This window comes from Brevundimonas sp., assembly GCF_035627055.1.
In the GTDB taxonomy this organism is placed as follows: Bacteria; Pseudomonadota; Alphaproteobacteria; order Caulobacterales; family Caulobacteraceae; genus Brevundimonas.
In genome coordinates this window covers 114,869-134,784 of sequence record NZ_DASPMM010000001.1, presented here as the reverse complement: position 1 = coordinate 134,784, position 19,916 = coordinate 114,869, and the positions used below count along the sequence as shown (strand labels likewise).

The window sequence follows — 19,916 nt, the reverse complement described above, 5'->3', positions numbered from 1 at the left end:
GCTGGACGTGACGCCGCAGCGGGCGGGATACGCCGCTCGGGTGCTGGCGGCGGGGCGGCGGGACCGGGCGCGCGAGCTGACGGTGCGAGGGCGGACGGGACCGAGCGCAGGCTGGAGCTCCCCAGCCTCTACGCCCTGCCGCGGACCGAACGGCCGGCGGTGGAGTGAGCGCAGCGCCGGATGGCGGCGAGGCCATGGTCATCCGCTTCAACGACTCGCTGGGCGAGGACGCGACGATCGCCGCCTTCGACGAGGCCATGGCGCGGGCGCGGCCGGGGCAGCTGGTGGTGCTGGACCTCAGGGACACGCCGTCGGGGGGCAATACCGTGGTGGCGCGGGCGATCATGGGCTGGTTCGTCAGCGAGGCGCGGCCCTATCAGATCCACAACCTGCCGGCCGAGGAGCGGGAGACCGGCGTGCCGCGCCAGTGGGTCGAGCAGGTTCTGCCCCGGGCCGGCAAGCGGCACGAGGGGCCGGTCGTGGTCCGCGTCGGGCGCTGGACCGGCAGCATGGGCGAGGGCCTGGCCGTCGGTCTGGACGCCCTGGGCGCCCTGGTCGTCGGCGAGCCGATGGCGGGGCTGCTCGGGGCGATCTACGACCATCGCCTGCCCCGCTCGGGTCTGGTCATCAAGCTGCCGACCGAGCGCCTCCAAGCTGTCGACGGCACGCCGCGCGAGGCCTTCCGACCAGCGTCCTAGAAGCTCCTCCCGTCGACGCGCTGGGCGGTCCAGCTGAAGGGCTCGATGTCGGTCAGGGTGCGGACGTTGACGGCGACCATCTCTGAGCCGTCGGGAGCCGTGCCGCGGGCGAAGGTCTGGACGCCGCAGGTTTCGCAGAAGCGGTGGCGTATCTTGTGGTTATTAAACAGGTATTCCGTCTGCGGCCCCTCGGCCTTGAGGCGGAAGGCGTCGGGCTGGACGAGGCCGAGGACGAAGCCCTTGCGGTAGCAGTGCGAGCAATTGCACTCGATCAGGCCGTCGAGGCTCATGTCCACCTCGAACGCCACCGCGCCGCAATGGCACGAGCCCTCATGGGTCTTCACGTCGGTCATCACGCATCCTCCAGCAGGACCACCCCGGGGGCGGATTTGAGGGCGCCGCGCAGGGCGCCGTCCAGACGGTAGCGGCCGGGCAGCTTCAATTCGACCTCGCGGCGGCCGTCGAGGGAGGCGACCAGCGAGACCTCCCCGCCCTTGCCGTCCGCCTTGGCGCGGTCCAGGCGGGCCTTGAGGGCGGCGGGGTCGGCGGCCCTGGACGAGACGTGGATGCGCAGGCCCATCTGGCCGTCGTCGATCAGGGCGTCCAGCCGGGTGGCGCTGTCGCCGAAGAAGCGCACCTCGCCGTCGGAGGACTTGGCCCGGACCCTGACCATGACGGACGCGCCGGCCTCCAGAACCTCGCGACTGTTGCGCAGCTGTTCGGGTGGGAACAGGCATTCGAACTCGCCGGTCGGGTCGGAGAAGGTGACAAAGGCGAATTTCTCGCCGGTCTTCGCCGAAGCTCGCTCCTGCCGGCGGCGGACCACGCCGGCCATCAGGAAGGCTTCGTGGCCGCTTTCGGCAAGCGCCGTGGCCTCGGCGACGAAGGTGACGCGCTTGCGCTTCAGGGCGGGGGCCATGTCCTCCAGCGGGTGGCCGGACAGGTAGAAGCCGACGGCGGCCAGTTCCTGGTCCAGCTTCTCGGGGCCGACCCACGGCTCGACCGGGCGGAGGCGCGGGCGCCCCGCCCCGACCTGGTCGCCGCCGAACAGGGAGACCTGCGACGAGGCGCGCTCGGCGGCGACGCTCTGGCAGTAGGCCATCAGGGTGTCGGCCTGTTCGACCAACTGGCGGCGATTGGAGTGGAAACAGTCGAAGGCGCCGGCGCGGGCGAGGTTCTCGAGCGCGCGCTTGTTGACGTATTTCGGGTCGACCCGCTCGAGAAAGTCGAAGATGTCGGTGAAACGGCCGCCGGTCTCGCGCACCTCGACGAGGTGTTTCATGGCCTCGAGGCCGACGTTGCGGATGGCGCCGAGGGCGTAGAGGACCGAACCCGTCTTCGTCCCGTCGGCCCCCTCCTCCCACGCGACGTCGAAGTCGGCCGAGGAGCGGTTCACGTCCGGGGCCTTCACGGGCACGTCGAAGCGGCGGCAATCCTGATAGAATACAGCCAGCTTGTCGGTATTGCTGAGATCGAGACTCATGGACGCGGCCATGAATTCGACGGGATGGGTCGCCTTCAGCCAGCCGGTCTGGAAGGAGATCAGGGCGTAGGCGGCGGCATGCGACTTGTTGAAGCCGTAGCCGGCGAATTTGGCGACCAGATCGAAGATGCCGCCCGACTGCTCCTCCGGCACGCCCTTCTCGGAGGCGCCCTTGATGAAGCGCGCCCGCTGGAAATCCATTTCCTCCTTCTTCTTCTTGCCCATGGCGCGGCGGAGAAGGTCGGCCTCGCCGAGGGAGTAGCCCGCCAGGATCTGGGCGATCTTCATCACCTGCTCCTGGTAGATGATGACGCCGTAGGTCTCGGTCAGGACCTCCTTGAGGGAGGGATGCAGGTAGTCCACCTCCTGACGGCCGAACTTCCGGTCGATGTAGGTGTCGATCATCTCCATCGGCCCGGGCCGGTAGAGGGAGATCAGGGCGGTGATCTCCTCGATCGAGCCGCAGCGCATCTTGCGCAGGGTGTCGCGCATGCCCTGCGATTCCAGCTGGAACACCCCGACCGTCTGGCCCGAGGCCATCAGCTCGTAGGTCTTCGGGTCGTCGAGCGGCAGGCCGTTCCAGTCGGGGGCGGCGCCGCGCCGCTCCAGATACTGGCGGGCGCGATCCAGCACGGTCAGGGTCTTGAGGCCGAGGAAATCGAACTTCACCAGGCCGGCGGCCTCGACCCATTTCATGTTGAACTGGCTGGCCGGGATGGTCGAGCGCGGGTCCTGATACAGGGGCGCGAGCTCGATCAGGGGGCGGTCGCCGATGACGATGCCGGCGGCGTGGGTCGAGGCGTTGCGGTACAGGCCCTCAAGCTCCAGCGCCGTCTCCAGCAGGGCCGCGACGTTGGCGTCGCTGTCGCGCGCCTCCTTGAGCCGCGGCTCCAGATCGATGGCCTGGGCGAGGGTCACCGGGTTGGCGGGGTTGGCCGGCACCATCTTGGCGAGGCGGTCGACCTGGCCGAGCGGCATCTGCAGCACCCGGCCGACGTCGCGCAGAACGGCGCGGGCCTGGAGGGTGCCGAAGGTGATGATCTGGGCCACCCTGTCCTTGCCGTAGCGGTCCTGGACGTAGTCGATCACCTCCTCCCGCCGCTCCTGGCAGAAGTCGATGTCGAAGTCGGGCATGGAGACCCGCTCGGGATTGAGGAAGCGCTCGAACAGCAGGCCGAAGCGCAGCGGATCGAGGTCGGTGATGGTCAGGGCCCAGGCGACCAGCGAGCCGGCCCCGGAACCACGCCCTGGACCCACGGGGATGCCGTGGGTCTTGGCCCATTTGATGAAGTCCGACACGATCAGGAAATAGCCGGGGAAGCCCATCTGCTGGATGATGCCGACCTCCCATTCGAGGCGGGCCCAGTAGTCCTCTTCCGGCGCGGCGGGCGTGACCTGTTTCAGCCGCTCCTTCAGGCCTTCACGGGCCTGATGCATCAACTCGTCGGGCTCGGAGCGGCCGGCGCCGGTGTCGAAGCGCGGCAGGATGGGCGCGCGGGTCGGGGCGATGAAGGCGCAGCGGCGGGCGATGTCGAGGGTGGCGTCGCAGGCCTCGGGCAGGTCGGCGAACAGCTCGCGCATGGCCGCGGCGGTCTTGAACCAGTGCTGGCCGGTGATGCGGCGGCGGTCCTCCTGGCCAGTGAAGGCGCCGTCGGCGATGCACAGCAGGGCGTCGTGCGACTTGGCCTGGGCGGCGCGGGCGTAGTGGACGTCGTTGGTGGCGACGAGGGGGGCGTCGTGGGCGTAGGCCCAGTCGACGAGGCCGCGCTCGGCCTGCTGCTCGGAGGCGAGGCCGTGGCGCTGGAGCTCGACGTAGAAGCGGTCGCCGAAGGCCGACTGCATGGCTGCGAGGGCGGCGGCGGCCTCGGCCGGCTTGCCCTGCACGAACAGCGGGTCGACGGGGCCGTCGGGGCCGCCGGAGAGCAGGATCAGGCCCTCGGAATGGGCCACGACCTTGTCCCAGGGCACGCTGGGTTCGTCCATGGCGCCGGCGTCGAGGAAGGCGGAGGACGACAGGGCCGACAGGTTGAGCCAGCCGGCCTCGTTCTGGACCAGCAGCACGACGGTCGGGACCCTGGCCCAGCGCTCGGCGATCTTGCCGCCGATGCCGGTGACCGGCAGGGCGCAGGCGAGGATCGGCTGCACCCCGGCGTCCTTCGCCGCCTGGCTGAATTCGAGAGCCCCGAACAGGTTGGCCCGGTCGGCCACCCCCACCGCCGGCATGCCCGCGTCGGCGGCCAGGCGCGGAACCTTGCCCGCCTTGATCGCGCCCTCCAGCAGCGAGTAGGCCGAGCGGACGCGGAGGTGGATGAAGCCCTGGCTGTTCAGCGTGTCGGTCAATCCGGGTCCTTCGGGGTCAGCGCGTCTGTTGTGGACCGAGTCTCACATCGTGGGCGACCGGGACACCCGAAAGCGGCGGGCGGGGCGGCGTGACCGGGGAGCGTCTGTGGATAGGCGGCGGCCAGGGAGCTCTCCAGGCGCCGGATGGTTTTACCCGGGTAAAACGGAAATTCAGGTCCGTAGAGTGCGTAGCGTCCGTAGAGTGCGTAGCGTCCGTAGAGGCCGCATTGCGGCAGCGCCGGACCGGCTCCCAACCGCTCAGGCCGCCGTGGTCAGCAGCGCCGCCTGCCACATCACCCAGACGAAGCCGCCGCACGACGCCAGCGACAGCATATCCCGAACCCAACGCGCCATGACGGCTTCTCCCTTGCGTGTTCCGGGTATGTTCTATGTTCTCGTTTGGTTCTTGTCAAGGCGGGGCGTTATATCACTTCGCGTACCCAAACGAGTTGGAGATCGCTGATGTCGAAGACTGAAGACGTGAGCGAACAGGTCGTTCGACTGTACTGGCGGAGTATGCCGTCCCCTCTTGAGCAGGACCTAGAGGACGGTGCGGCTGCTCGCCGGCACGTGCGCGCCATTGCGCGCGCGCTAGAGGCCGAGCGCCTTCAAAGACTCGTCAGCCTCCCACGCTAGTTGCCTGACTAACGCTCTTGCGGCGTGAGGGAGTGGTTTTCCACGCCCCCCGCCTATCCAGAGCGTGTCCTCTTCTAGAGTGATTAGGGCAGACCCTGTCCGAGAGAAGCGATCATAGTCCTCGTTCGTGCGGTGCGAGTCGACGTGAGCCCCGCCGTCCTGTGATCGCATGAGAAAGACTATGTTCTTCCGTGAGAGGTTGATTCCGGTCTCGGGGTGGAACACCACCTCGTCCCACCAGCGGCTCACGGGCAGCCATTTGTACTGGCTCGCGAACGGACTGTCGGCAAACGCAGGAACCCACTTGGTCTCCGCGACGCGCACCATCAGCAGCGTTGTTTCGCAGGCCATGGTCACTTGCCCGGGGATATCGGGCGGAACCACCATCGACGAGATGAACCTGGCTTTGGCCTTCAGGCCAACCAACCCGAGAAGAGACTTCGTCCGTCCGGTGCCCTCGTGAAGCAGGATATAGAGGATCGCGGCCAGCTGCTTCGCGTTCCACGATTGCCCGCTATCGTAACCGGCAGCAGCCGTCCGCAACGCGGCGACCTGCTCAGCGAGTTCCTCTTCGAGTTCCTGAGCCGTCTTCCGAAACTTGGGCAACCTAGGCTCGCGTCTTGGGCGCAGGACGGCGGAGCCCGGCGTTCAACACTCTTTCAAATGCCGCTTCATCTGTGGGGCTTAGTTCGCCAGCGGCTTCTAACTCGCGAACGGCCTTTCGGAACCGCTCCGATTGCTCGGGGTCCGTCTCCGGTGGCTTCTTCGGCTTCTTGTCGTTCATCCTTACGCACCAGCCGTTTCATAAGTGAGCCGCTTGCCGACGATACCGGCCAACAGCAGATCGGCGCGGGCGGCGTCATCAACGCCGTTCGCTTGGCGCTCAGTGTAGCGGAAATCGAACTCGGCCATATAGCGGTGCAGATGGCGCTTACCGCAGTGCTGGTAGACGCCTTTCATGCCCCGCTTGAAGATCGAGAAGAAGCCTTCGACGGTGTTGGTATGGATGGCCGGGTCGAAGCGCGAGACGTATTCGCCCTTGCCGTGGTTGACGGTGCCGTGGGCGTCAACGTGCTCCAGAGCGCGGCGATACCACGAGCCTTCGTCGGTCACGAGGCGAGCTTCGCGGACCATGTTCCCGGCGACGATCTGCCCGATGGTTTTGACGTTCACATTGTCCACCACGAACGACCGGGCGCGGCCAGTGTCGCGGTCGATCAGGGAGACGACCTTCATCTTGTGCGAGCCGCCGCGAGTGACCGGGGTGTTCGGCTCGCGACCGATGTAGGTTTCATCGGCTTCCACGACGCCGCCCTCGGCCCCGAACGGCGACAGGTCGCCCGACCGCATGGCTTCCCGGATGCGGTGCGACATGAACCAAGCGGTCTTGAGGGTGACGCCAAGGGTCCGATGAAGCTGGTTGGACGAAAAGCCCTTCTTGCTCGACGCGATCAGATAGATGGCTTGCAGCCAGAGGCGCATCGGGACGTGCGACGCCTCGAAGATGGTCCCGATCTTCACGGTGAAGGGCGAGCGGCACTGGTAGCACTTGTAGAGCCCGATACGGGTGCTCTTGCCGCCCATCAGACCGATGCGCTCGACGCCGCCGCACTTGGGGCAGACCGGGCCGTTCGGCCAGATGCGCGCCTCGACGTAATCGTAGGCGGCTTGTTCGTTGTGGAAGTGCGGGGCGGACAGAGCGGACACGGCGTTATCTCCTTGCTGTCACTACCCTATCAGGAAAAGTGGGTATGGCAAGTATAATAACGCCCAAGGCGGGGGATATACGTAATTACAAACCTGCCCCTAATCGTAGGGACAGCTCACCACCTCATCCGGCCGTGATCTGTGCTCGTCCGCGTAGGCGTCGCATTTCAGCCGGACCGCTTCCGCGTGTTGATAGACGCTGACGCAGGCGAAGACAGATAGGGCGCTGACTATGATTAAGCCAATGACGCACTGAACCCGCTGTAGGGGTGTAAGTCTATTCACGCTCCGGCGGTACCTTCCCGGGGGACTGGCGTAGTCGCCACCTTCCGCACCTTGTCCTCAAAGGCGGCTTCGTCCTCGTTGCACTCTTGCTCGCGGGCCATTCGCGGAACTTGTCGGCTTGGGGTTTAGGCGCTTCCGGCATCCTCGTCTTCTACAGGTCCTGAGCCGCGCCAATCGGCACCAAACAGTCGGCGATACCGCCCACCGTAGCAGATCGGGACGGCGTCATTCACACCGTTGGCTTGGCGCTCGACGTGGCGGAAGTCAAACTACGTCAGGCGGCAGTGCAGCTGCTCTTGCCGCAGTGCTGAAAGATGCCTTCATCCCTCGCCTGAAAGCCGCTACCGCGCGGCCTGCCCTCGACTCCTGTCCCCATCGGACCCATCCTCCCCCTCGGGGAGGATCGCACCATGTACGAACTGGCTCCGGCCTATCTGGTCGAACTGGCCCGGCAGACGGCGTTTCTGAGCGCCTTTCTGGGCGGGTTCGCGGGGATCATGCTGCAGATGCTGCTGCCGACGGCGGGGCACGGACGGGTGGTGGCGACGGCGGCGGGGTTCGCGGCGGCGGCGGGGGCCGCCTTCATCGTGGCCCTGACCGCCAGCACGATGATCACCTCGGTGCTGCATCCCGACGCCCCGGCCTATGTGGCCGACGCGAGCGGCGTGGCGACGGCGCGGATCGTGTCGGCGGGGATGTTCCTGCTGGGCCTGTACGCCCTGCTGGCCAGCCTGGGCCTGAGCGGCTGGATCCGCTCGCGGGCGACGGGGCTCACCACGAGCCTGTGCGCGGGGGTCGGGGCGGTGTTCGTCACCTGGGCGATGACGGGGTTCTAGCGCGCGGGTGCTAGACTGGCGCTCGCGCGCCCCCAGTCACCCGCCGGTCCGGCGGTCGGCGTCGCAGGATGACGGTCATGGCCAAGGGTCAAGCACGCAGCAACAAGGAAATCCGCAAGCCGAAGGCGGAGAAGCCGAAGCCGGCGGTGGCGGTGGGGAGCTCGCCGTTCACCCAGGCTCCGGGGAAGAAGTAGGAGGCGCCCTTCTCCCCTCGGGGGAGAAGGTGGGCGGCGGAGCCGTCCGGATGAGGGGGCTTTCAGCGGCGGATCGGCTGCCTGCAGGTCCCGGAGCCGACTAACCCCTCATCCGGCCCTTCGGGCCACCTTCTCCCCCAAGGGGAGAAGGCAAGGCATTAGTAGGCGTGGCTCTCGGCGGGGCGTTCTTCCAGATGGCCGTCCTTGAGGGCGAAGACGCGGTCCATGTGACCGGCCAACTCCATGTTGTGGGTGGCGATCAGGGCGGCGACGCCGGTCTTCTTGACCAGGTCGTGCAGGGCCTCGAACACGGTCTGGCTGGTGGCCGGGTCGAGGTTGCCGGTCGGCTCGTCGGCGAGCAGCAGGCGCGGGCGGTTGGCCAGGGCGCGCGCGACGGCGACGCGCTGCTGCTCCCCGCCCGACATCTGGGCCGGCTGGTGGGTCAGGCGCTCGCCGAGGCCGAGGGCGGTGAGGACCTGCGAGGCGCGGGCGCGGGCCTCGGCCTGGTTGTAGCCGGCGATGCGCAGCGGCAGGGCGACGTTGTCGCGGGCGTCGAACTCGGCCAGCAGGTGGTGGAACTGGTAGACGAAGCCGATGCGCTGGAGCCGCAGGTGGGTGCGGGCGCGTTCGGGCAGGTCGCCGACCGGCTCGCCGTCGATGCGGATCTCGCCCGAGGTCGGGTGCTCCAGCAGGCCGGCGGCGTGCAGCAGGGACGACTTGCCGGAGCCCGAGGGGCCGATCAGGCCGACGACTTCGCCCGGCATGACGTCGAGGTCGACGCCCTTGAGCACGGTCAGGGGACCGGCGGCGGAGTCATAGGTGCGGGTGACGCCGCGGACCGAAAGCACGGGCGTGCCGGTCGCTTTCGCACGGGGAGCGCGGGGGGCCTTACTCATAGCGCAGGGCCTCCACGGGATCCATTTTCGCGGCCCGCCACGAGGGCAGCAGGCTGGCCACGCAGGACATGAACACCGACCAGAGGGTGACCCAGACGACATCGGCCGGATCGACCTCGGCCGGGATGGCGTCGAGCATATAGACCTCGGCGTCGAACAGCTTCACGCCCAGCAGGCCCTCGAGGAAATGCTGGATGTCGGCGATGTTCAGGCAGAACAGCAGGCCGAGAACCAGGCCGGTGACGGTGCCGGCCACGCCGATGGCCGCGCCGGCGATGAAGAAGATGCGCAGCATCGACGACTGGCTGGCCCCGACCGTGCGCAGGATGGCGATGTCGCGGGTCTTGTTCTTCACCAGCATGACGATGCCGGAGATGATGTTGAGGGCGGCGATGGCGACGACGAGGCCGAGGATGATGCTCATGGCCACGCGCTCGACCTTCAGCGCGCCCCAGAAGGCGGCCATGCGGTCGCGCCAGTCGCTGACGATGGCCCCGGGGCCGGCGGCGCGCATGACGGGGGTGCGCAGCAGCTCGACGCGGTCGGGCTCGGCGACCTTCAGCTCGATGGCGTCCCAGGCGGACTCGCGGCCGAAGAACAGCTGGGACTGCTCCAGCGGCATGAAGATGAACAGCTGGTCGAAGTCGGTGGTGCCGGAGGTGAAGATTCCGCCGATGCGGTAGGTCTTCTCCAGCCCGCCGAGGTTGCCGAAGGCGCTGGTGGCGCCGGTCGGCGAATAGAGGGTCAGGGGATCGCCGACGCGCAGGCCCATCATGTCCGCCAGCGCCTTGCCGACGAGGATGTTGTCGCCGCCGTACGGGCCCTGGCCGAAGGTGCGCTTCGCCTCTTCGCTCAGGCTGGCGTAGACGTAGGTGGTGGCGGCGAGGTCTTCGGGCCGCACCCCGCGCACGGCGGCGGGGTTGGTCTGGCCGGCCCCGCGGACGAGGCTGTAGCTGGTCATCACCGGCACGGCGCTGTCGACGCCGGGCACGGCGCGGATGCGCTGCAGCGCCTGTTCGCGCTCGGGGGTGTCGAGCAGCTGGCCCTGGACGAACATGTGGCCGTTGAAGGACAGCATGCGGTCGAGCAGGGTCGAGCGGAAGCCGGCCATGATGCTCATCACGGTGATCAGGGCCATGACCGCCAGGGCGATGGCGACATAGGAGATGATGGCGATCAGGGCGATGCCGCCCTCGCGCCGCCGGGCCCGCAGATAGCGCAGGGCGAGGCCGAACTCCCAGGCGGAGAAGGGACCGGCGGGCTTGGCGGGCCGGTCCGGCGAGGTCGCGTCCGTCATGCGGTCAGTCTCGCCATGGCTTCATCGAGGGGCACGGAGACCTTTTCGCCGGTGGCGCGGCGCTTGAGCTCGACGACGCCGTCGGCGAGGCCCTTGGGACCGATGGTCAGCTGCCACGGCACGCCGATCAGGTCGGCGGTGGCGAACTTGCCGCCGGGCCGTTCGTCGGTGTCGTCGTAGAGCACGTCCTTGCCGGCCGCCTCGAGCCGGGCGACGGCGGCCTCGCAGGCGGCGGAGACGGCCTCGTCATTGGCGCGCAGGTTGATGACGACGACGTCGAAGGGCGCGACGGCGTCGGGCCAGATGATGCCGCCCTCGTCGTGGCTGGCCTCGATGATGGCCCCGAGCAGGCGGGACACGCCGACGCCGTAGCTGCCCATGTGCACCGGCACATCCTTGCCATCGGGGCCGGCGACGAAGGCCTTCATCGGGGCGGAGTATTTGGTCCCGAAATAGAAGATGTGGCCGACCTCGATGCCGCGGGCGGAGAGGCGGTCGCCCTCGGCGGTCTCGCTCTCGAAGCGGGCGGCGTCGTGCATTTCCTCGGTGGCGGCGTAGAGGGAGGTGCGGCCGTCGACGACGGCCTGCAGGTCGTCCCAGTCGACGTCGGCGCCGGGGGCGGGCATCTCGACCAGCTTGCGGTCGCAGAAGACGGCGCTCTCGCCGGTGTCGGCGAGGACGATGAACTCGTGGGACAGGTCGCCGCCGATCGGGCCGGTGTCGGCGCGCATCGGCACGGCCTTCAGTCCCATGCGGGCAAAGGTGTTCAGATAGGCCACGAACATGCGGTTGTAGGCGCGGCGGGCCGAGGCCTCGTCGATGTCGAAGCTGTAGGCGTCCTTCATCAGGAACTCGCGGCCGCGCATGACGCCGAAGCGCGGGCGGCGCTCGTCGCGGAATTTCCACTGGATGTGGAAGAGGTTGAGCGGCAGGGCTTTGTACGACTTCACGAAACCGCGGAAGATGTCGGTGATCATCTCCTCGTTGGTGGGGCCGTAGAGCAGCTCGCGCTCGTGGCGGTCGGTGATGCGCAGCATCTCGGGGCCGTAGGCGTCGTAGCGGCCCGACTCGCGCCACAGGTCGGCGAGCTGGAGGGTGGGCATCAGCAGTTCGACGGCCCCTGCCCTGACCTGCTCCTCGCGCACGATCTGCTCGATCTTCTTCAGCACCCGCAGGCCCAGCGGCAGCCAGGCGTAGATGCCGGCGGCCTCCTGCTTGATCAGGCCGGCGCGGAGCATCAGCTGGTGGGAGACGATCTGGGCGTCCGAGGGCGCCTCTTTCAGCGTGGGCAGGAAGTAGCGCGACAGGCGCATGGGGTCAGAATCCGGCGTGGGAGGCGTGGGAGGGATGGTTTAGCGGGTTGGGCGGGGCGAAAGCTAGGCCGAGGATAGGGAATACGGGCCAGGGGCTAGGGGCTAGGGGCGATTTCCGCCCTCCCCTAGAACCTAGCCCCTAGACCCTAGACCCTCCCTACGGATGCGGCAGGCCGATGCCGTAGCGCGCGGCCAGGTACGGGACGATGGCGTGGTCCTGGAGGAAGCGGCGGCCGGTGGCGTCGCTGGTGCGGGCGTCGGGCCAGTCGAAGGCGCCGTCGAGGACAAGGATGGGGCAGGACTGGTGGTCCTCGCCGACCTGCTCGATCACCGCGGGGCGCGGGCGGGGGTGGTCGAGGCGGGTGATGGCGAGCTGGTCCTGGAGGGCCGGGTAGAAGGCCAGGACGCCCTCGATGAAGGCGCCGGCCGGGCAGAACCACGGGCCGCCCTGATCGTCGGTCCAGTCCGGATTGAGCAGGAACAGGCGGTCGGTCATGGCGGCGTCAGGCCGGCGGGGTCAGTTCGGGCAGCGGCATCCAGCCGATGTAGACCAGCACCATGATCAGCAGCCAGACGAGGGCGGACACCCAGGTGGTGGTGAGGAATTTGCGCTTCAGATCGGGCTCGAGCGGCGCGCCCCACTGGCCGCCGTCGGTCGGGCGCTCCTGATCGGCCTGGTTCATGCCCAGCGGCAGGATGGCGAACAGGGAGATCCACCAGCAGACGATGTAGACCGCGAGCATGGTCAGGGGACTGATCGGCATGCCCATCAGTGGGCTCCTTCCTTCGGCGTTTCCATCAGTTCGACGAGCACCCCGCCCATGTCCTTCGGATGGACGAAAAGGATCGGCGTGCCGTGGGCGCCGATGCGCGGCTCGCCCGTGCCGAGGATGGTCGCGCCCTTCGCGCGCAGCGCGTCGCGGGCGGCGAGGATGTCCTCGACCTCGAAACAGACGTGGTGCTGCCCGCCCTTCGGATTCCTGGCCAGGAAGCCGTGGATCGGCGACTCGTCGCCGAGCGGCTCGATCAGTTCGATCTGGGCGTTGGGCAGGTCGACGAAGCAGACGCGGACGCCCTGGGCCGGCAGGTCGAACGGCGCATGGGCCCGGGTGGCTCCGAGCAGGTCGCGGTACATCGCCACGCTGGCCTCGATGGACGGGGTGGCGACGCCGACGTGGTTCAGTCTTCCGATCATGGGGAGGACTTAGCCGGTCCGGCGGCGCGGGAGAAGGCCGGCTCCGCGCGACACCTTAGTCCTGGACGTCGCCGAACCTCCAGGTCCCGCGGCCGCCGGCCTCGACGGCGCGTTCGGCCACGGTCCAGCGCAGGCCGTGGATGGACAGGCCGACGGCGGCGGCCGGCAGGCGCGCCTGAAGATCGAGCCCGGCTCCCGGCGCGAGCCGGGCGGCGCGGGCGGTGACGGGCGCTCCGACGGCGTCACCGTGACCGTCATGGAAGCCGATGCGCACGACCACGTCGGCCAGCGGGGCGCCGGTCACATTGGTGAGGACGCCGCGCCAGGTGCGGCCGCCGAGCGGCTCCTCGACGGCGTCGTTGCGGGTGAGGCGGACGCCGCCGCGGGCCCCGGCGGCGTAGAGCGCCTGCAGGGGAAGTCCGAGGGCCATGAGGGCGGCCGCCCCGGCGGGGGCCAGCCAGCGGCGGCGCGTGCGCGGCGGCCCGGCGATCCCGGCGATATTCTCCATTGCCTTGCCTCCATGCATCGGTGAGGCTCGCACCCTGCCTGCGCGCCCTGTGAGCGGCATGAGCAACTCCTGAGGTCTTGCTGAAAAATGGCGCCCGGCCAGTTCCGCTTCGAACGCTTCTCGCTCGACGTCCGCGACCGCCAGCTGAAGCGCGACGACGCGCCGGTCGAGCTGAACGCCCGCTATCTCGATGCCCTGGCCCTGCTGGTGCGCGAGCAGGGCCGGCTGGTCTCGAAGGACCGCTTCCTCGAGGAGGTGTGGCGCGGCGTGCCGGTCACCGACGAGGCCCTGACCCAGTGCGTCAGGACGCTGCGGCGCCAGTTGGGCGACGACGCCGGGCGGCCGCGCTTCATCGAGACCGTGCCCAAGCACGGCTACCGCTTCATCGCCCCGGTGGAATGGATCGACCCTGAGCCGGCGACGGAAGGTGCGGCGGCGGCAGCGCCGATGCGGGCGCCGGCGACCGGCGGGCTCGCCTGGCGGCGGTTCGGCGCGCGTGGCGCGGCGGGGATGCTGGGCGGCGGGCTCGCGGGCGTCTTCATCGGCCTGTTCTATGGATTCGGCGCCGCCCCGGAGCCGTTGCAGGCGGGCATCGGGGCGGCCTCGGTGCTGCTGGTGCTGGTCTGCCTGTGCCTGATCCTCGGCCTGATCGCGGGGGCGGGCGTCGGCTTCGGGATCGCCGCCGCCGGGTTCGCGCCCCGGCGGTCGTGGCTCTGGAGCCTCGTCGGCGGGGCGGCCGGGGGGCTGCTGACCGGCGCGTTCGGAAAGCTGATCGGGCTGGACGCCTTCAACCTGCTGTTCGGGCATTCGCCGGGGGCGATCACCGGCGCGGCCGAGGGGGCGCTGATCGGCGGCGCGCTGGGCCTGGGGGCGTGGCTGGCGAGCCTGGTCCCGGGACCGGCGCGGCTGGTGCCCAGCTTCGCCGCGGGCGGTCTGTCGGGGGCCGCCGCCGGGGCCGTGCTCCCCCTGCTGGGCGGGCGGCTGATGGGCGGGAGCCTCGACCTGCTGGCCCGCCAGTTCCCGGAGTCGCGTCTGAGTCTCGATCAGATCGGGGCGGTGTTCGGCGAAGCCGGCTTCGGACCGGTCAGCCAGGTGGTCACCGGTGCGATCGAGGGCCTGCTGTTCGGCGGCTGGGTCGTCGCCGCCATGATGCTGGCGCGGCGGCTGGCCCCCGACCGATAGGAAAGGGGCCGGCGACCTTGCGGCCGCCGCCCCCTCATCCGATTCCGGCGATCAGTAGGCGAACGGGTCGCTGGGCCGGGGCTGGGTCGGCATCGGCATGCGCGGCAGCGGCTCGTCGCTGTTGGCGGCGTTGAGCAGGAAGCTGGCGAGGATCACCGCCGCCTGCCGCAGGTCCTCGGCCCTCAGGTGGTCGTAGCTGTCGATCGAGGTGTGGTGCAGCCGGCTGCCGTAGTCGAGCGGGTCCTGGATGAACTGGTAGCCCGGGATGCCGACGGTCTGCATGTAGACGTGGTCGGTGCCGCCCGAGGTGCGCAGCGACACCGTCGAGGCGCCCATGCTGGCGAACGGCTCGAGCCAGTCCTCGAAGATCGGCGCGGCCGCGACATTGCCCTCGGCGTTGACGCCGCGGATTTTCCCCGAGCCGTTGTCGAGGTTGAAGTAGGCCACCAGATCGCCGTAGCCCTCGCGCGGCTGGATCGGCCAGCGCGAGCGCCAGGTGCGGTTGGCCGGCAGGGCGTCGAGGTCCGGATCGCCGAGCGGGCCGCGGGTGGCGACGTATTTGTCGACATAGGCCAGGGAGCCGAGCAGGCCCTGCTCCTCGCCGTTCCACAGCGCGAAGCGGATGGTGCGCTTCGGACGGACGCCCATGGCCCGGAGGATGCGGGCCGCCTCCATGATCACGGCGCTGCCGGCGGCGTTGTCGGCGGCGCCGTCGGAGGCCGCCCAGCTGTCGAGGTGGGCGCCGGCCATGACGTATTCGCCGGAGCGGTCCGTGCCCGGAATGTCGGCCAGGATGTTGTAGGCGTTGACGTCCTCGTCGTGGAACCGGACCTCGCTCATCAGTTCGAGTTTCGGCGCGGCGTCGGTCTTCGCGAGGCGGGCCAGGCGTCGGTAGTCTTCGGCGGCGAGTTCGAGGCCGGGGACGGTCGGGGTGGCGCCGACGCGGAAGGTGTAGCCGGTCCCGTGCAGCAGACCGCCTTCGCGCGCCGACATCCGGACCCAGGCGAGGGCCCCCTCCTCCGCCAGGAAGGCGTCGAGGCGCAGGGCGAATTCGGTCTCGCGCAGGCGGTCGAGCGAGGGGGCGGCGTGGGTGGGCTGACGATAGGTCTCCGGGTTGCGCAGCTCCTCGGCGGTCCAGCGGCGGAAGGGCGCCTCGGTCGGCTCGCCGCCGGTGTCTGGGCGGGTGACCATGACGATCTTGCCGCGCAGCTTGCCGCGCCACTGGCCGAAATCGCCGGCGCTGGTCATCGGCGCGACCACGACGTCGCCGCTGATCACGCCATTGGTCCCGGGGGTCCAGGCGACGGGGATGACGCGCAGGTCGAGCACGCGCGGTTCGGTCATGCGGGCGCTGGCCCGGACGACCGACCAGCCGCGCCCGAACTCGAACGGGTCGGCGCGGACATTGGACAGGCCCCAGTCGCGGAAGCGCTGCGCCGTCCAGGCCTCGGCCTGACGCATCTGGGGCGAGTTGGTCATGCGGCCGCCGATCCGGTCGGTCAGATACGCGGCCGTCTCCATCACCTCCGAGTGGTTGAAGCCCTGATCGATGATGCGGTTGATGGCCACCCGGTCGACCTCCTGGGCCGAGACGGCGACGGCCGGCATGGCGAAGGCGATGGCGGTAGCGGACAACAAGGCGGCCAGACGCATGGAAGCTCCCCTGAACAATTGACGGTGGCGATAAGACGCGAGGTCGCGCCGGAGTGCAAAGGGAGATGTGGGGGCGGCGGCCGGCGGGATCGGAACCGCAGAAAGACGAGGCATGGCCCTCCCCGCCGCTCTGACGCGAATGTTGTCCGTTCCCGCTCCTCCAGCTAAGGTTGCCGGGCTGAGTTGGGGGACTTCATGCCAATCATGATGACGGGCCCGCGCACGGTCGCACAGTACGCCACCCTCAACCTCGTCGGGCCCATGGGGTATCAGTTCGGCTATGTCGGGACGGCCGGCACGACGCTGACCATCCACGGCACCGCGCAGATGACCTCGGCGGCGGCGTTTCTGGGGGCGTTCGTGGGCATACAGATCGACCCCGGCGCCTACCGGAGCCATGTCCACATCACATCGGGCGGCCGTTTCATCGTCGCGACGACAAACAGCGACAATGTCTACGTCCGGGGCGTCGCCGATTTCGGCATCGCGTCGCGATTCACCAACGCGGGCGTTTTCGAGGTTTCCGGGATCGACTTCGTCACCGGAATCGAGGGGGTGATTTCGGAATTCGACGTGCGGAATTCAGGCCGGATAACGGTTCGGGGCGACATTGAGGCCATCGGAATCGACCTGGGCGGGTCCGGAACGGTGATGAACTCGGGCCTGATCGAGGTCTATTCGCCACGTCTGGCCATCGGAGTGAACATCGCGGCGGGCAACCCGGGCGTCCCGATCGACGGGCTCATGATCAACTCAGGCGAGATCATCGCTGACGCCGGCCCGGGCGGTCAGTCGATCGCGGTGCTGACGAGCCAGCAAGGCTTACCGCACCTGGACCGCTTCCTGAACACGGGCCTGCTCTCGGGGGACTTCGCCTTTTACGTCGCCGAGGATCCAGACCCCGATAGCTTCGCCACGCATCAATCCCTGGTCAACACCGGCGTCGTCGAGGGCGACGTGATCATGGGCCGGGGTGACGACGAGGTGGTCAACAGCGGACGCATGGAGAGCGTCATCGACCTGGGCGAAGGGCGCGACGTCTATGACGGGCGCTATAGTGAGTCAGCCGCGGAACTCGTGTTCGGCGGCTCGGGAGACGACACCCTGCAGGGCGGGATCGGCGACGATGTCTTCTACGGCGAGCTTGGCCAGGACGTGATCTTCGGCGGCGGCGGCGACGATTTCATCGACGGCGGTCGCGACGGCGATGTCATAGACGGCGGAGAAGGCTCGGACACCCTGACGTACGCCTCCGCTTACGGGGGCGTGGTGGTCGATCTGGCCGCCGGGGAAGCGACCGGCTCGGGACGCGATCTTGTGACGGGAATCGAGATCGTTATCGGCTCCGGCCATGCGGATACGCTGCGGGGAGCGGAAAGGGCAGACGTCCTGCAAGGCCAGGCGGGAGACGACGTCCTGGAGGGCCGCGGCGGAAGCGACGTCCTGATCGGCGGCGCCGGCGCCGACACGCTGAACGGAGGCGCGGGCAATGACGCTTTCGTCGTTGCGGTGGGACATGGTCAGGACACCATCACCGACTTTACCGCGGGCGGCGTCCAGGACCGCCTGGTCATCCATGGCTACACCGGGTACCGCGAACTGCTCCAGCAGGGCGCCGATACGCTTGTCGTGCTGTCGGACACCGACTCGATCCGGCTGACCGGGATCACGGCCGGCAGCCTGACGGCGGCGGACTTCGTGTTCAATCCCGCGGCCATCGGGATCGTCTCGGGCGGATTGGGTCCCGGCGAACTGCCGCTGCTGCGGGATACCGTCTACGTGGCTGCGGGCGAGGCGCTGGTGTTCACCGACACTCCGTCGCCGCCGGTGACGCTGGCGATCGAGATCGCGCCCTACGAATTCCGCGTGCCGCCGTCCCTCTATAACGCCGGGCTGATTTCCGACTTCAGTACGGGCGTGAACCGTGGGGCGCTGGGAGTGTTCGCGCTGCCCCACGACCGCGCCAACTTCACCGGCTCGGTCATCGTTAACGCCGAAACCGGCGTCATCCGCGCCCATTCGACCTCGCAACGAGAGGCGGCGGGCATCGATGGATTCTATACGACGGGCGCGGTCTACAACGCCGGCCGTATCGAGGTGCGGTCGGATGGCGGCGACGCCTATGGAATCGGCACCGAGGTACGCACCCTGGTCAATTCGGGCGTCATAGAAGTTCACGCCGCGGCCATGGGGCTCGGCGCCAGGGCCGCGGCGCGGAGCACCTTCTTCAACAGCGGCGACATCATCGTCCACGGCGGCGAGAGCATTCTCAGCGCCGCGACCACTGGCGTCATCTCCTACGCCGATCTGGTGACCAACACAGGCCGCATCATCGTCACCGAAGGGACGGATGACGGTTTCTCGATCGGGGTGAACCTCACCCGTCTGGTGGGGGACTCCGTGATCCTGAATTCGGGACTGATCGAGGCGGATCATACGATCTACGAACTGACGTCGATGTACAACTCGAACGTCACGCGCATCTTCAACACGGGCGAACTGCGCGGCGCCGTGTCGCTCACCTACGGCCGCAGCGAGGTCCATAACGCGGGGCTGATCACAGGCGAGACCACGCTCTTCGACGGCGACGACTATTTCGACGGGCGGTTGGGCGCCCAAGGCGCGGTGTTTGGCGGCGAGGGCATGGACACCTTGCTGGGCGGCGCCGCCGGCGACCGGCTGGACGGCGGAGCCGGCGACGACCTTCTGCACGGCGGCGGCGGGGTCGACCGGATGACCGGAGGAGCCGGAGCCGACGTCTTCGGCTTCTCGGCCGGAGGCGGGCGCGACGTGATCACCGACTTCGTCGCCGGTGAGGATATGATCCATCTCACCGGCTACGGATCCTGGGTTTCCATCGTCCAGGACGGGGCGGATGCGCTCGTCAATCTGTCGGGGACGGATAGCCTGCGCCTGCTGGGTGTCCAGGCCTCGGCCCTGTCCAGTTCAAACTTCGTGTTCAACGCCGCTCCCCCCGAGGCGGGCTCCGCCTTCCCTGACATACCGACCGCGCCGACCGTGCCGGACATGCCCTCGCCTGCCCTGCCGGCCGGCGGCCAGTCGGGCACGGCCGCGGCCGACACGCTGGTCGGAGGCGACGAAGCCGACAGGCTGTTCGGACAGGCTGGCAACGACGACCTGTCGGGCGGCGGCGGTCGGGACATCCTGCGGGGCGGCGGCGGAGACGACACGCTTCGCGGAGGCGCCGGCGACGACGACATCGATGGCGGAGCAGGCCACGACATCCTGATCGTCTCGGGTCTTCTCGCGGACTCGATACTGCTGGAGGACGGCGACGGATTCCTGCTGAAAGGGCCGGAAGGATATGACCGGCTCAACAGCATCGAGGAGATCCGGTTTTCCGACGGGCAGGTCCTGAGCCTGTCGAGCTCAGGTTGGTCCGACCACGGCGGCCTCGATGGCGACGGACCCCAGGTTCTGCCCGGGCTTTCCGGCGATCCGAAACAGGACGCTCCACTGGTCCTGCCCGGCCTCCCGGACCCGGGCGGGCTCGAGCCTCTGATCCTGCCGGATACGGGCGACCGTCCGCTGCTCGCACGGGATTTTCGACTGGCGTGGGCGCAAGGCTGGATCCCGGTCCTCGATCAGGACGGTCAGCTGGTCTTCGGTCCGGGACACCCGTACGACGACTGGATGGGCTGACAAAAAGGGGCCGGGCAGCCATCGGCCGCC

The 19,916-nt window shown here is 68.8% G+C and carries 17 protein-coding genes; 5 read left to right on the top strand and 12 right to left on the bottom strand.

What is annotated here, in order from left to right; all coding sequences use genetic code 11:
• The first annotated feature begins 164 nt into the window (after window positions 1–164).
• Window positions 165–698 (top strand): S41 family peptidase, encoded by a 534-nt coding sequence (locus VEA98_RS00730; protein ID WP_324810115.1) that lies wholly within the window; start codon window positions 165–167, stop codon window positions 696–698.
• On the opposite strand, the gene VEA98_RS00725 is transcribed toward VEA98_RS00730, so the two are convergent.
• The 4 genes from VEA98_RS00725 to VEA98_RS00710 form a co-directional block, all read right to left on the bottom strand.
• The gene (locus VEA98_RS00725; RefSeq protein ID WP_324810113.1) at window positions 695–1,051 is read right to left on the bottom strand and encodes a GFA family protein; all 357 of its coding nucleotides are present in this window, start codon (window positions 1,049–1,051) and stop codon (window positions 695–697) included. The two genes, VEA98_RS00730 and VEA98_RS00725, sit on opposite strands and share 4 nt — an antisense overlap.
• A complete protein-coding gene (gene dnaE / locus VEA98_RS00720; RefSeq protein WP_324810110.1) occupies window positions 1,051–4,521 on the bottom strand; it encodes a DNA polymerase III subunit alpha in 3,471 nt (1,156 codons plus the stop codon). Before dnaE ends, VEA98_RS00725 begins: the two co-directional genes overlap by 1 nt.
• Window positions 4,522–5,112: 591 nt before the next feature.
• Window positions 5,113–5,763, bottom strand: a complete 651-nt coding sequence (locus VEA98_RS00715) for a hypothetical protein (RefSeq protein ID WP_324810109.1) — start codon at window positions 5,761–5,763, stop codon at window positions 5,113–5,115.
• Between the two features lie 180 nt (window positions 5,764–5,943).
• Window positions 5,944–6,864 carry an IS1595 family transposase gene (locus tag VEA98_RS00710; protein WP_324810108.1) on the bottom strand — a complete coding sequence of 307 codons (921 nt, stop codon included), beginning with the start codon at window positions 6,862–6,864 and terminating at the stop codon, window positions 5,944–5,946.
• A gap of 695 nt (window positions 6,865–7,559) precedes the next feature.
• Here VEA98_RS00710 and VEA98_RS00705 point away from each other — a divergent pair.
• Window positions 7,560–7,985, top strand: coding sequence for a hypothetical protein (locus VEA98_RS00705; RefSeq protein WP_324810106.1), 426 nt, complete (start codon window positions 7,560–7,562; stop codon window positions 7,983–7,985).
• Between the two features lie 77 nt (window positions 7,986–8,062).
• The gene (locus VEA98_RS00700) at window positions 8,063–8,179 is read left to right on the top strand and encodes a hypothetical protein (RefSeq protein WP_324810104.1); all 117 of its coding nucleotides are present in this window, start codon (window positions 8,063–8,065) and stop codon (window positions 8,177–8,179) included.
• Between the two features lie 158 nt (window positions 8,180–8,337).
• Here VEA98_RS00700 and VEA98_RS00695 read toward each other — a convergent pair whose 3' ends face one another.
• From VEA98_RS00695 to VEA98_RS00665, 7 genes are all read right to left on the bottom strand, one after another.
• The gene (locus VEA98_RS00695) at window positions 8,338–9,075 is read right to left on the bottom strand and encodes an ABC transporter ATP-binding protein (RefSeq protein ID WP_324810102.1); all 738 of its coding nucleotides are present in this window, start codon (window positions 9,073–9,075) and stop codon (window positions 8,338–8,340) included.
• Window positions 9,068–10,372: a lipoprotein-releasing ABC transporter permease subunit gene (locus VEA98_RS00690; protein WP_324810100.1), complete on the bottom strand. Its 1,305-nt coding sequence runs from the start codon at window positions 10,370–10,372 to the stop codon at window positions 9,068–9,070. The genes VEA98_RS00695 and VEA98_RS00690 overlap by 8 nt, the downstream gene beginning before the upstream one ends.
• The gene (gene proS, locus VEA98_RS00685; RefSeq protein WP_324810098.1) at window positions 10,369–11,685 is read right to left on the bottom strand and encodes a proline--tRNA ligase; all 1,317 of its coding nucleotides are present in this window, start codon (window positions 11,683–11,685) and stop codon (window positions 10,369–10,371) included. The genes VEA98_RS00690 and proS overlap by 4 nt, the downstream gene beginning before the upstream one ends.
• A 157-nt stretch (window positions 11,686–11,842) precedes the next feature.
• On the bottom strand, window positions 11,843–12,181 hold the full coding sequence (locus VEA98_RS00680) for a DUF3088 family protein (protein WP_324810095.1): 339 nt from the start codon (window positions 12,179–12,181) through the stop codon (window positions 11,843–11,845).
• Between the two features lie 7 nt (window positions 12,182–12,188).
• A complete protein-coding gene (locus VEA98_RS00675; protein WP_324810093.1) occupies window positions 12,189–12,455 on the bottom strand; it encodes a DUF1467 family protein in 267 nt (88 codons plus the stop codon).
• Window positions 12,455–12,880 carry a methylmalonyl-CoA epimerase gene (gene mce, locus VEA98_RS00670; RefSeq protein WP_324810091.1) on the bottom strand — a complete coding sequence of 142 codons (426 nt, stop codon included), beginning with the start codon at window positions 12,878–12,880 and terminating at the stop codon, window positions 12,455–12,457. The genes VEA98_RS00675 and mce overlap by 1 nt, the downstream gene beginning before the upstream one ends.
• A 55-nt stretch (window positions 12,881–12,935) precedes the next feature.
• The gene (locus tag VEA98_RS00665; protein WP_324810090.1) at window positions 12,936–13,388 is read right to left on the bottom strand and encodes an FxLYD domain-containing protein; all 453 of its coding nucleotides are present in this window, start codon (window positions 13,386–13,388) and stop codon (window positions 12,936–12,938) included.
• A gap of 87 nt (window positions 13,389–13,475) precedes the next feature.
• Here VEA98_RS00665 and VEA98_RS00660 point away from each other — a divergent pair, with 87 nt between their 5' ends.
• Complete coding sequence (locus VEA98_RS00660; RefSeq protein WP_324810089.1) at window positions 13,476–14,570, top strand: transcriptional regulator; 1,095 nt, start codon at window positions 13,476–13,478, stop codon at window positions 14,568–14,570.
• Window positions 14,571–14,621: 51 nt separating this feature from the next.
• Here VEA98_RS00660 and VEA98_RS00655 read toward each other — a convergent pair whose 3' ends face one another.
• Entirely contained in the window at window positions 14,622–16,223 is a 1,602-nt protein-coding gene (locus VEA98_RS00655; RefSeq protein WP_324810087.1) for a M20/M25/M40 family metallo-hydrolase, read from the bottom strand.
• Between the two features lie 195 nt (window positions 16,224–16,418).
• Between VEA98_RS00655 and VEA98_RS00650 the strand changes: the two genes are divergently transcribed.
• Window positions 16,419–19,886 carry a calcium-binding protein gene (locus VEA98_RS00650; protein WP_324810085.1) on the top strand — a complete coding sequence of 1,156 codons (3,468 nt, stop codon included), beginning with the start codon at window positions 16,419–16,421 and terminating at the stop codon, window positions 19,884–19,886.
• Window positions 19,887–19,916: the final 30 nt, after the last annotated feature.